Annotated in this window: 10 protein-coding genes; 4 read left to right on the top strand and 6 right to left on the bottom strand. The window is 42.3% G+C overall.

The annotated features are described in order from the left end of the window. The first annotated feature begins 197 nt into the window (after nt 1-197). Nucleotides 198-1,085: a LysR substrate-binding domain-containing protein gene (locus ACGHEH_RS14070; protein ID WP_390446390.1), complete on the top strand. Its 888-nt coding sequence runs from the start codon at nt 198-200 to the stop codon at nt 1,083-1,085. Nucleotides 1,086-1,188: 103 nt separating this feature from the next. Next, nucleotides 1,189-3,039, top strand: a complete 1,851-nt coding sequence (locus tag ACGHEH_RS14065; protein ID WP_390446388.1) for a choice-of-anchor I family protein — start codon at nt 1,189-1,191, stop codon at nt 3,037-3,039. Between the two features lie 587 nt (nt 3,040-3,626). On the opposite strand, the gene ACGHEH_RS14060 is transcribed toward ACGHEH_RS14065, so the two are convergent. The 6 genes from ACGHEH_RS14060 to ACGHEH_RS14035 form a co-directional block, all read right to left on the bottom strand. Beyond that, a complete protein-coding gene (locus ACGHEH_RS14060) occupies nt 3,627-5,189 on the bottom strand; it encodes a PepSY domain-containing protein (RefSeq protein ID WP_390446386.1) in 1,563 nt (520 codons plus the stop codon). After that, complete coding sequence (locus ACGHEH_RS14055) at nt 5,186-5,455, bottom strand: hypothetical protein (RefSeq protein WP_390446385.1); 270 nt, start codon at nt 5,453-5,455, stop codon at nt 5,186-5,188. The genes ACGHEH_RS14060 and ACGHEH_RS14055 overlap by 4 nt, the downstream gene beginning before the upstream one ends. Beyond that, nucleotides 5,455-5,790 carry a hypothetical protein gene (locus ACGHEH_RS14050; RefSeq protein WP_390446383.1) on the bottom strand — a complete coding sequence of 112 codons (336 nt, stop codon included), beginning with the start codon at nt 5,788-5,790 and terminating at the stop codon, nt 5,455-5,457. Before ACGHEH_RS14050 ends, ACGHEH_RS14055 begins: the two co-directional genes overlap by 1 nt. A gap of 139 nt (nt 5,791-5,929) precedes the next feature. Beyond that, nucleotides 5,930-8,272, bottom strand: a complete 2,343-nt coding sequence (locus ACGHEH_RS14045; RefSeq protein ID WP_390446381.1) for a TonB-dependent receptor — start codon at nt 8,270-8,272, stop codon at nt 5,930-5,932. A gap of 314 nt (nt 8,273-8,586) precedes the next feature. Then, on the bottom strand, nt 8,587-9,135 hold the full coding sequence (locus ACGHEH_RS14040; RefSeq protein ID WP_390446379.1) for a hypothetical protein: 549 nt from the start codon (nt 9,133-9,135) through the stop codon (nt 8,587-8,589). Nucleotides 9,136-9,228: 93 nt separating this feature from the next. Then, complete coding sequence (locus ACGHEH_RS14035; RefSeq protein ID WP_390446377.1) at nt 9,229-10,080, bottom strand: LytR/AlgR family response regulator transcription factor; 852 nt, start codon at nt 10,078-10,080, stop codon at nt 9,229-9,231. Nucleotides 10,081-10,261: 181 nt separating this feature from the next. On the opposite strand from ACGHEH_RS14035, the gene ACGHEH_RS14030 reads away from it, so the two are divergent. Then, nucleotides 10,262-11,512: an acyltransferase family protein gene (locus tag ACGHEH_RS14030; protein WP_390446375.1), complete on the top strand. Its 1,251-nt coding sequence runs from the start codon at nt 10,262-10,264 to the stop codon at nt 11,510-11,512. A gap of 181 nt (nt 11,513-11,693) precedes the next feature. Next, complete coding sequence (gene idi, locus ACGHEH_RS14025) at nt 11,694-12,236, top strand: isopentenyl-diphosphate Delta-isomerase (protein ID WP_390446373.1); 543 nt, start codon at nt 11,694-11,696, stop codon at nt 12,234-12,236. Nucleotides 12,237-12,238 lie beyond the last annotated feature (2 nt).

The raw sequence follows: 12,238 nt of genomic DNA, 5'->3' as shown, positions 1-12,238 counted from the left end.
GTCCTCAGTTTTTTAAGTGAATTGTTTTAAGTGTTATGTGCAAATAAGAGCGTAGGCACTCAAAACTATTTTAGCGACGAACTTTACGCGTATTTGCAATATTATTTTTGACGAGAGAAAGTGTAGTTTGTTTACTCCTGTTCGATAATCCCTTATTTTTGTAAATTACTTTTACTCAGTGGTAATAATGGGGCTGTATGAATAGTTGGCAGGGCATTAATGAGTTTGTTGCGGTGGCGCAATCGGGTAGCTTTACTCAAGCAGCGAAGCGATTAGGTGTATCGACTGCGCATATCAGCCGCCAAGTTACCGCGTTAGAAGAAAAGCACAGTACTAAGCTATTTTATCGTTCAACGCGCAAGGTTGCTCTGACCGAAGAAGGCCAAGTGTTTTTTCACCATTGCCAGCATGCGCTAACGGGGCTTGAAGAGGCAGAGCGCGCAATCAGTAATTTGCGAGACACGCCGCAGGGTTTAATTAAAATGACTGCCCCAGTTGCCTATGGTGAGCAGTTTATCATGCCGCTGGTACATGACTTTATGCGCCAATACCCGGAAGTCGAAGTGCAAATGTTTTTAAGCAACCAAACCTTTGACTTGGTGGCAGAAGGATTTGATCTAGCCATCCGTCTTGGTAAGTTGAATGACTCAAGCATGATGGCAAAGCGTTTAACCAGCCGAATTCAATATGTTTGTGCCTCTCCCGATTATTTACGTCAATATGGCGCACCTCATACATTAGACGAGCTGAAACAACATCAGTGTTTAACAGGGAACAGCGAGTACTGGCGTTTTCTCGTTGAGGGTAAAGAGCGCACATTAAAAATGAAAAGTCGCCTCAACTGTAATAGTGGCTTTGCACTTAGAGATGCAGCACTTAAAGGTTTGGGGATAATCAAGTTACCCGACTACTACATTGCAGATGACTTAAAGCAAGGCAACTTGGTTGAGGTGTTACCGCAGTACTTAGAAGCTGAAGAGGGAATTTGGGCGCTGTATCCGCATAATCGTCATTTATCACCTAAAGTCAGATTGCTGGTGGATTATCTGAATACGCATTTAGATTCCGACAATAATACGCAATAAAACTGCAATCAATCCTTAAGATCGCAGAAACTTAAACGTCATAAACCTGCTGTTTAATTGTTCGCTATTAAATATTACACAATAAACAACAATAGGTTTAGTCATGCTTAAACGCTCTCTGATCGCGCTCTCTTTATTAACGGCTCTTACAGGTTGTGCCCTTGATGGCGACGATGGTCAACAAGGTCTTCAAGGTGAACAGGGCCCAGCTGGTGTTGCTGGTACGAATGGTTCAAACGGCACAAATGGTAGTGATGGTTCAAATGGCACAGACGGCACCAATGGGGTTGATGGTAAAGATGCCAACCGTCTTTTAGATATTCAAATGGTTGGTCGTGCAGTGTTAAATGCACAAAGTCCAGAGGGTGCGGCTGAAATTGTGGCTTACCAAGCATCTAAAAAATGGATTTACGCAATTAACAGCTCAGGTGATAGCGCTGTGGTAAACATCATTGCAGCAGACAGCTTTGATGACGCTGGTTTAGTGAAAAATAACGAAGGTGTGATCACGACGACTAACTTAAGCAGTGCGATCACGTTAACGTTAAACGACAACACCCCAGGCGATGCGAATAGCATAGCAATCGATGAAAACAATCAATTGTTAGCGGTTGCGATGGCAGCAAAAAACACTGGCGAAAATGGTCAAATCGCGTTTTATGATATTTCAGGTGATGCGCCGGTATTTCTCAAAAATGTCACAGCGGGTGCATTACCAGACATGGTGACGTTCAGCCCAGATGGCAGCAAAGTCGTTGTGGCTAACGAAGGTGAGCCAGAGGGTGATTACAGTGTTGATCCTGAGGGTAGCATCAGTGTGATTGCGGTAACTAATGGTGTAGTGGCAGATACCGCAACTCAGATCACCTTCACAGATTACAACGGCAAGCAGGGCGAATTAGAAGCCATGGGTATGGTGTTCGCAAACCCAACGGGTCGCACAATCAACGGCAAGTTAATTAATACCACGGTGGCGATGGACCTTGAACCTGAGTATGTCAGTATTTCAAAAGACAACCGTTATGCTTATGTATCTATTCAAGAAAACAATGGCTTAGCTGTGGTTGATTTAAGCGACAACAGCGTCAAGTTAATGGGGTTAGGCTTTAAAGATTGGTCTAACTTAGTCATGGATGCGTCTGATAAAGATGGCAAGATCAACTTTAAGAAGTACCCGGGTCTGTACGGTATGTACCAGCCAGATACCATTGCAAGCTTTAGCTGGAAAGGTGCAAACTTTGTCGTGTCTGCCAATGAAGGTGACGGTCGTGAATACTTCTTTGATACCACAGATGCAGCGGACTGTACTGCAAAAGGTGGTCTAGATTTTGATGAAGACGACGGTTGTTTGTCGTATATCGATGAGTCTCGTGTTGAAGACTTAACGCTGGCAAATAACTTTTCTTATTTAAACAACGATGACGACGATATTGGTCGACTAAAAGTGACAACAGTGAAAGGTGACACTGATAACGATGGTCAATACGAAGCACTTTACACTTACGGTGCGCGTTCTTTCACGATTTGGGACAGCAATGGTTTAATCGTCTTTGATTCTGGCGATGAAATTGCCCGTATTACAGCATCTGTTCATGGCGCTGCATTTAACAACGATGAAGATGAAAATGAAGGCGACACGCGTTCTGATGCAAAAGGCGCTGAACCTGAAGCGTTGGCTCTGGGCCAAATTGGTGAGCGTATGTTTGCGTTTATTGGTCTAGAGCGCATGGGCGGCATCATGGTGTACGACATCACTAACCCTTATGACGTTAAGTTTGCTGATTACTTCTTTAACCGCGGCGTGGTTGAAGGCGCAGATATTACAGGTGACTTAGCGCCAGAAGGCATGTCATTTGTACCTGCTGAACAAAGCGCCACAGGCAAGCCTTTGCTTATTATTGGTAATGAAATCTCAGGCTCAGTGGCAGTTTGGCAGGTTGCATTAAAAGACTAGGTGCAAAATAGATCTGCGAAGCAGATTACTTTTGCGCAAGGGGGACGAACAACCGATGCAAAGCATCGCAGTGTGAGGAAGTGGAGGCAAGGATGCCGACAGGTCACCGTTACAAGGAAGTAATACTTCGCAAGATTGTTAATCAGCAAGTTTAGATGGCTTTGAATTGAGGTATTTACGAAACCATTTTTTTCGCCGTAAACGACGACCTTCAAGCTAAAGTTTAATCTTTGTAGATCGTGCTTCAGCGCGATAATTTAGAAAAGTTGTACAACTTACCCATACCAAAAAGCGCATTTGTGAGAAGTGCGCTTTTTTTTAGTGCAAAATACACTTGCGTAGCAGGTTATTTTGCGCAAGGGTGACGAACAATCGATGCGAAGCATCGCAGTGCAAGGAAGTGGAGGCAAGGATGCCGACAGGCCCATGCTACAAGGAAGTAATACTCCGCAAGATTGCTAATTAGCAAGTTTAGACGGGTTTAAATAAAAGTATCTACAAAACCGTTTTGTCGCCGTAAACGACGACCTACATGCAAGGGTTTAATTCCTGTAGGTCGTGCTTCAGCGCGACAATATTTTCGCAAATTAACTTATAGCGGGCTCTAGATTAAATGTTTTTGCCCTTGGTCTGTGATGTCTCACCAATAATAAACAAAATCCAGCAACTAACACTTGAGCAATGGTCACCAGCCAAACATCCACAATAAGATAACTCGGTGGCGTGTGGCCAAGTAGCATCTGGATTAAGTCGTAAAGTGGGCAAATTAGTGCCAATATCGCAGCAACATAAAGCTGTTGTATCATGCCGCCTCTGACATTTTTACTAAACCAGCCGTGCACTAGACAGACTAAGATCATCACGCCAAACAAAGGCGGGAGTAGACTGACTTGTGACCATGACTCTGGTGCAAAGCGTGCCGCAATGAAGGTGCTGGCAACGGCGATCAAAGTACCGCTCGATAGCGCTAAGGTCATGGCTTTGACGAATTGCAGGCCGCGTTTACTTTGTTTACGGTTATTTTCACGCTTTTCTAGCCAGATTAGATTACCTGTTAAAATCATATAACAGCATGCTAAACCGAGTAAGAAATAGATAAACTTCAGCGTATTGCCGCCATATTCACCGAAATGCAGAGAACTGAGTACACTATATGTGCCTGCGGTGGCTGATTGACTTGGCTTATATTCTTTGATTAAACGGCCATCTGCTAACGAGTATGTCAGGCGAGTCAGTTGGTCGAGAGTATGGGGCGCTGTCATTGCAACTTCAACTTGGCCTGCTTGATCGTTGGGCGCAAATATATTCAAAAAGTACACGCTTTGCTCAGGGTAGCGACGCTTTGCATCTTCCACCATATCATCCAGCAAAGTTAGGTCTGCGGGTTGACCCGATAGCTCTGTAATTCTTGGTGGCGCGTAAAAGTCTGCGGTTGCCATTAAAGCAGGAATATTGCCCTTAAATACCGCAAAGCCAAACCCAGCTTGCAGTAAAATACTCAAGTTGAACATGACACCCGTGAGGGCAAATAAAAACGTATAGGGCAAAGTGCTAATACCTATGATGCTGTGGCCATCAAGGTAGGTGTCTTTGCGGCGGTCTACTCGGTATTGGTAATAATGACTGATGATTTTCTTCAGCAGGATCAGCGTGCCGGTAAACACCATGACAAAGAAGATCAACGACACAATACCGACCAACTCGGTGCCACCAGGTAGCATCAAACTAATGTGCATACGATACAGCATGTTACCAAGATAAAAGTCTGCTTGATCTAACTCGTAACGTTGGCCAGTTTCTGGATCAAAACTCTGATTGACGTCGACATGTTCGCCTTCAGGTGTCTCGATTTCAAAATAACTGACATAAAAAGGCTGAGCTTGAGTAGGAAGTTCGATAAACACACCATGATCAGCTGGCATGGTATGCCCTTGGTTGCTGATCTGTTTGGCAATCGTTGAAACTGGTACTTGATGCCTTTGGCTTGCCAAGTCTGTTTTCGGAGCATCATATTGCATATCCCACAATACAATGTTTTCTCTGAAAAACGACATTGAGCCACAGACAAAGACGATCATCAAAACGCCTGAGGTGATCAAACCAAGCCATGCATGTGCATGGGTGAAATTCTTTAACGTAGACTGTTTCATCCTGTTGGTCCTGCTGCAGTAAAGAAGGTGATCACAAAAATAATGATGGTGGGAATGGCCAGTAAGCCAGCTCGTTGCCAAGCTTGTTTGCCACTTTCAGCGCCATAACACCAAGTCATTACGCCAGCCCAAGCAGATAATGCCAGTACCAGGGATATGGCTAATATCATATTGATATGTGTGACTAACCAAAGACTTAAAATGCTCGGCACTAAGATCATTACGATGGTGCCAGACAAGAACCCAGCAAAGGTTTTATGCCACATTATTTGACTCCCGAAATCAGCTGCAACCCTGCACTAAGCATACAGATAGCAATAATGCTAGCGATGGCCCACTGAGGTTTATGGTTAAGTAAGAATACGGGCGCGGGAATAAACAGCATTAAACCAAGTAGCGCAAAAATACCTGCGACCACAGGGCTGAAATTCGCTCCAATCAGCAATGACAGAGTAATCGCACTGAGTACTGCAATGGTGACTAATGCCAACCAGCGAGGGGGTTTAAATTGTTGTGTCTTTAAAAACTGTTGCCGAGGGCTTGAGGCATAAAGCAGCATGCCAGTTAACCAATAGGCAGGAAGGAGGTAAAAAAAACTCATTGTTAAATCCTTGCTACTTGTACCAATCCTCAAAATAAATCACTTAATTAAGAGGGTGGTATTAGTTATATTTCCTAAAACCGCGAACAGATGTCGCATTGCTACGACATCTTTTTATAGGGGCTAAGTGTTGACTGTGTTACCAGTCGAATACACCACGGAACGAAATTGCATATTCTGCTGGGGCACCTAAACGTGCATTACGGGCACGGTGTGCGACGTAATATTCTTCATCAGTGATGTTTTTACCAATGAAGTAGATACCATAGTTATCCCATTCGTAACCAAGCTGTAAGTTAACCAGAGTGCGCGCATCGTTATGTAAGTCAAAGAACGCGTCGCCAGGCTCCAAACCATCACGATATGGGTTCGGTCTATTCGGTGCATCGCTTGCATAGTTAATATTGATGTTCGCGAATAGGCCATCTGGCCCTTGGTAGGTTAGACCCGCGCTTTGCGTACGTTCAGGTGCAGCGAATTGGCGTCCAGTTAAGTCATACTCGGTTTCTGGTGTTGTGAACTTAAAGTTAGTGAACTCAGTGCCCGCATAGCCAATCGCTGCATAAGCTTTGAGGTAATCGGTTACGTTGTAATTGACTTCAAACTCAAACCCTTTCACTTCAGAGCTAGCCGCATTGACTGTTTCAAGGTCAAAGTTGTTTGGAGAACGTAGAACAGAAACTTGTTGATCGGTCCAATCTGTATAGAAGAAGTTAGCATTGGCAGTTAATGCGCCATCTAGCCAAGTTGAGCGAACTGCTAATTCATAGTTATCGGTATATTCAGGCTTATATTCAAAGATTTTAGACTCAGCTTGGTTGATACCAACACCGCCCGAACGGTAGCCCTTTTGGAAAGTAAAGGTTGAGGTGATGTCGTCATTGAAGTGATAGCTCACGCCTAGCTTTGGCAAGAAAGTATTAAAGCTATTCTCTGTTGTTGCAGCGGGCTGAGATGCTCTATCAGCGATACTTAAAAGTTGGCCATTAATACCGGTAATGAGCGGCACAATACTCTCATAAGGTGTACCCACATAATTAGCAGGGTTTGGCATTTTATCTTGGTTTAAAACCTTATATTTGCCATTGCTACTATTTTTTTGCTCTTCGCGATCAAAGCGCACGCCCGCTAAAATATCCCATTGCTCATTGAGGCGCCAAACGCCATCAGCGAAGAGTGCATAGCTCGTTACTTCTGTTCCAGAAAGAGAGTAGATTTGCGTTCTGGCAGGGTCAAAATCTGCATATTGTGCAATGACCAAGTCGGCAATTTGTGGGCTTAGTTTATATTTTGCTTGTAACACGCTACTTGATAAACCAAGGCGAGATAAGTTGTAGTTGTTTAAACCTGTGCTTAACTCTTTTCGGTCGCCATCAAAGTAGTAAGCACCCGCTACGCCGCTGAAGCTTTCATAGTCAAAAGTTAGTCTGAACTCTTGAGTCAGCGTTGTTTCAGTATTGTCATAGAATGTACTGCTACCCGTGTCGACGACAGGTGCGTTACTTAGGCCTTGTGGGTAGTCCGAATCCCAGTCAAATGCCTCAAGTACGTCAGAGTAAGTTGTATAAGATGAGAACGATAGCTCGTTATTAATGTCATAGTTCAAAGTTAAAGAAACAAGTTCAGTTTCGGCTTTACGCTCACGAGTATCGTTATATGAAGTACTACGGTTGTCAAAATCAACTTCACCAGCATTGGTAGTTAAGTTTGCATCACCATATGCGCGCTCTGCGTTCATGTAGCTAAGCATTGCCGAAAAGTCTTCTAACCCTGCCGGCTCGTATAAAAGTTTTAATCGATAGGTATGTTCTTCATTAAAATCTGAGTCAGAGTTGTCATGTAAGTTCGTGACGTTACCATCGTAGCGCTTTTCTTCACCGCTGAATCTAAATGACAACTCATCTTCAACCAGGCCACCACCAATGGCAATACCGGCTTCTTGCTGACCATTCTGACCAATCAGAAATTTGTATTTACCTTCGTTTTCATGGCTTGGCATTTGAGTATTTAAAATAACTGCACCAGCAAGTGCGTTGCGCCCTTGCAATGTAGATTGTGGCCCACGCAAGATTTCAACTTGCTGCGCATCCCATGTTGAGAAGCCACCATTACGAACTAAGCCCTGTGGTAGCGGTGCGCCATCAATATACACACTTGCTAAGTAGCTATTACCACCGCCAGATACATTAAAGCCGTCGATTCCGCGAATGCTGAAACCATAGCTATCGCCATGGGTATTGGCTGTGTTCATCATCACATCGGTGAAAGTGTTGATCTGCTGTTGTTCGATCATATCAGGAGTTAATACAGCAACACTTGTGGTGGTTTCTTGCAGGCTACGTGCAATTTTCTGACCTGTGACCATGATGGTTTCGATTTCTTTTTCATCACCTTGATCATCGGCAAAAACAAGTTGGCTAGACAGTACCATTGGAATTGCAAGAGACGCACGTAGTGCAAATGAGAGCGCAGAGAGTTTCATTATTCGTCCGTATAAAGTATTTGCTCAAAAAACAGGTTGCAAATACTAACATGATCAAGATTGCAAATCATTATCATTACCGTGCTTGTTGTGGGTATTTTAACCTGTTTTTTATGCTGGGCTGAGAAAGGTGGGGTAATAAAATTATGTTGATACTTTTTTAAGGTGCTGATTTGTTTGGATAAAAAATTATTCTAGCTGCTTTGTATGAGAGCTATCTTAGATTAAATGTACACATAGGGCTTGCTAAAAAGAATGCATATATTCATGAATATACTAATATATGCATTAACGAAATGACTTAAAACAGGTATTTAAAAGCTAAAGGAGAGCTGCAAGCCAGTGAAATGGTTATCTTTAGCCTCCCAGCCATTACCATCAATTTGTCGGTAGCGGGTGTAGGCTTCGAGTTTAAGATGTTCTACTTGCACACCGATGCCTGCACCTAAGTATGCATCAATCTCGTTGTTTGGCGCATTATAAACGGTGATACTTGAGTGGTTACTATAGCGGTCATTGTTACGCTGGTCGTGAAACATAAGCTCAAATGCATCAAAGCCCAACTCACCATATGCGTAAATAGTAGAGAAATAACCAAATTTAAGCCCGGTATCTAAAGTGAGAAAGTCTTCGCGATAACCTTGCTCTGTTGTCACACTGGCATTTCCTAAAGCACTAATAAAACCAATACCAAAAGGGGTGTGATTAAAATAGCCAAGCACTTCAAATCCAGTTGAAATGATATGGTCATCAAGCGCATTAAATTCTGATTTGGCAAATAAAGAAAAATCGAAATCATCATTAGCGGCACAAGGTAAAGAGGTTAAACCGAGTAAGAAAAGAGAAGCAATGTAGCGCGTCATGCGGGGGTCCTTGCAAGTAAAACTGATGAAATTGTAAGGTGAGTAAAGGGCGCTAACTGTAAGAAAGTGTTCATACTTTGTAAGTATCTTCGGCTAATTAGGCCTTAATTGACCTTTAAACTGTTCCTTATAGCGTCTCGAAAGATTAAGCTTCTTACCACTAATGAGGGTCACTTCGCTGTCGCCACTTTGAATGGGGGTGATGGAACTAATGGCATCAAGTCGTACCGCGTGACTGCGGTGAATGCGACAAAACCCCTGAGGCTCGAGTTGTTCACTGAGCTTAGTTAAGGTGGCGCGAAGTGGATAAATACGCCCACCAATGTGTAAGTTGACATAATTACCTGCAGATTCTAACCACTCAATATCACTGACTTTGATAATAAATTCTTTGCCGAGTTTTCTTACCAGCAGGCGTTCAAACTGCGGTTTTACAGACTCTTCAGTTTGTTGCAGAACATGGGCCTCGCCCTTTAATTGGCCGATAAGATATTGATAACCTTTAATCGCCATAATTAAAAACAAAAACCCCCATACATCTTTTCGGTATTCATACAAAAATTCATACCAGAGCAAACCAAAATCGTAGCTGCTTGCTTGGCTCCAATAAACGAGTTTGCGAAGTGCCACCATAATGGCAACATGTAATACACTAAACACGATTGACGCGAAAAAGTACAAGCAGAGTGAGCGTGTTATGGCTTGAAAATTAAAAGGTTGGTATTTAAGAAGGTAAATTACACCGGGTACGAGTATTAGCGTACTTAAGGCGCTGCTATATTCCCAGACAAATGGTTCCCACAACTGAAAAGGCAATACGCCATCACGTTGCGCTTCCATAATGTCAGAAGTGGCATTAATGGTATTGTTGATAAGGATATAAACCATTAATAATATCGCGCCATACTGACCTGAGTATCTTAAAAAATGTGTAGAACGCGCCATCTTTGGTTCTCTTTAAGTGAACATAAAACCAGCTTATCAAGTAACTTAAGCAGTCCCAAGCTGTTTATCCCACATTGCCACCGCTTATCCCTAGTTACTGTTTTTTAAGCACATATTTATTTTATTTCAGACAGTATTCAGCAACAGTGAGATTACTTGGATTGAGTACAAGATAGGAAATATGATGCTCAAAAATATCTCTACATTATGGCAACCCCCCTTAACGCATTCATCGTCACGTTTAGTTGAACTGGATTGGCTTAGAGTCTTGGCGTTTGGCTTGTTGGTTTTTTATCACACAGGCATGTTGTATACGCAAAACTGGGGATTTCATTTCAAAAGCACGTACCTAAGCTCAGGGATTGAAAATGCCATGCTCTTACTCTCGCCATGGAGAATGGGTTTAATTTGGTTTATCTCGGGTGCCGCTTTAAGTTGTTTAATACAAAAGAGCGTAATACCCTCATTTTTGTTCAGTCGAACCATAAAAATCTTACTCCCTTTATTTATTGGCGTCTGGCTGATTGTGCCTATTCAACTGTACGCACAAATGCACCAAGAAGTCGGGTTAGATCTTAAGTATTTTCAGTTTTATCTGGCCTTTACTGACTTATCTAACCCATTATTTTCTCAGTACCAATCGGGGATTTGGCCACATGTTGATGTTAATCATCTTTGGTATTTACGCTCTCTTTGGGAGTTCACTTTACTGTTGGTTTTGTTGCTACCTATATTGTGGAGTAATTGGTTGCAAGTTGCGCTTGAATCACTCATAAAGCGTGATTTTATTTGGGTTTTCTTAGGGCTATTAGTGCCTCTTTGTGTATTAAAACTGTCTTGGCCTAGTGAGACATTTCGTTATCCAATGGGGCTTGTTTTTTTAATTTATGGCTTTTTACTGACACATCATCGAGTGTTCTTTGAAAAGCTCAGTCAGAACTGGCATAGGCTATTAGGTAGCTTTATTGTGGGATATCTGCTGGTGGTTTGGGGCTACCAAATGATTTGGCTTAACGATCAAAGTTTACAATGGCAGATTACCGCAATGGACATGCTTTACACTGCTCAGAGATTACTTGGCGTGATGACGATGTTGGCATTGGCAGCGCGATTCTTAAAGCGTCCCCATCGCTTATTACCAAGAGTTAATCGGTTAGTGTTTCCTTTTTATATTTTTCATCAGAGTATCATTATTGCTTTGGCATTCTGGTTCCATGATATGAATTTGGGGGCAGTAGCGGAGGCTTGCTTAATTGTATTAGGTACTTTTACACTCTGTGCTCTGTTGTGTGTTGTCTTAAATTACTTGCCATTTATGCAGCCATTATTTGGTATCAGGGTGAATAAAGAATATTCGAAATACCTTAAAATAGCCGGGAATACTTTGATGTTCATCCTTTTGGTGCCCATGGCCTTAAACATTCTATTTTGAATATATTCCGTAACCCTTAGTTATATATCGGGTTGACTCATGCTTATTCAGAAAAGCTTGATGATTGTGTACATTAAAAGTGTTTTAAAATATAGCAAGTTGTATATTTTACCTAAACTTAAAGGGTGACTTCACACGTATTACTCATAGTATAAGTAGCATCACACAGGTGAAATAATGTATGAAAGAAGAAGTTCAATTAGTTGATGAGCTGGGTAATGTAATTGGCTACGAAGAAAAGCTAAAAGCACATAGGTTGGGGCTTTTGCACAGCGCGTTTTCACTCATGATTGTCAGGAATACCAAATCAGGCTATGAATTTCTACTTCAACGTCGTGCGCTTGGTAAATATCATAGTGGTGGTCTTTGGAGTAATACATGTTGTTCTCATCCTAGGCGAGGCGAGCCCATTCAAGATGCTGTTCGTCGACGTGTCAATGAAGAGCTAGGTATCATGACATTGTCACCGCTCCATGCACTATCGCCATTTACCTATAAAGCTTATTTAGATAATGATCTCATTGAACATGAATATGACCATATTTTTATATCAGAGTGTTCACCTGATCCTATCTGCCCTGAGCCAAATGAAGTCATGTCATTTGAGTGGATGAAAGAGCAGCAAATTTTGCAACTCTTAGACACAGAACCGAAACGATTTACGGCATGGTTTGCTGATGTTTTTAAATATGTACGTGCTTATTTATTGGGTTTTAAATCATAAAC

The sequence above is a fragment of the Pseudoalteromonas sp. MTN2-4 genome (genome assembly GCF_042848605.1).
GTDB lineage: Bacteria > Pseudomonadota > Gammaproteobacteria > Enterobacterales > Alteromonadaceae > Pseudoalteromonas.
Note: the sequence above shows the minus strand (reverse complement) of the source record. Positions and strands in the feature narration are given on the sequence as shown.

Excerpts from the sequence above, each read along its gene's own strand:
- ACGHEH_RS14030 (WP_390446375.1), top strand. The coding sequence starts at position 10,262 with ATGATGCTCAAAAATATCTCTACATTATGGCAACCCCCCTTAACGCAT.
- idi (WP_390446373.1), top strand. The coding sequence starts at position 11,694 with ATGAAAGAAGAAGTTCAATTAGTTGATGAGCTGGGTAATGTAATTGGC.
- ACGHEH_RS14040 (WP_390446379.1), bottom strand. The coding sequence starts at position 9,135 with ATGACGCGCTACATTGCTTCTCTTTTCTTACTCGGTTTAACCTCTTTA.
- ACGHEH_RS14070 (WP_390446390.1), top strand. The coding sequence starts at position 198 with ATGAATAGTTGGCAGGGCATTAATGAGTTTGTTGCGGTGGCGCAATCG.
- ACGHEH_RS14065 (WP_390446388.1), top strand. The coding sequence starts at position 1,189 with ATGCTTAAACGCTCTCTGATCGCGCTCTCTTTATTAACGGCTCTTACA.
- ACGHEH_RS14055 (WP_390446385.1), bottom strand. The coding sequence starts at position 5,455 with ATGTGGCATAAAACCTTTGCTGGGTTCTTGTCTGGCACCATCGTAATG.
- ACGHEH_RS14050 (WP_390446383.1), bottom strand. The coding sequence starts at position 5,790 with ATGAGTTTTTTTTACCTCCTTCCTGCCTATTGGTTAACTGGCATGCTG.
- ACGHEH_RS14060 (WP_390446386.1), bottom strand. The coding sequence starts at position 5,189 with ATGAAACAGTCTACGTTAAAGAATTTCACCCATGCACATGCATGGCTT.
- ACGHEH_RS14045 (WP_390446381.1), bottom strand. The coding sequence starts at position 8,272 with ATGAAACTCTCTGCGCTCTCATTTGCACTACGTGCGTCTCTTGCAATT.
- ACGHEH_RS14035 (WP_390446377.1), bottom strand. The coding sequence starts at position 10,080 with ATGGCGCGTTCTACACATTTTTTAAGATACTCAGGTCAGTATGGCGCG.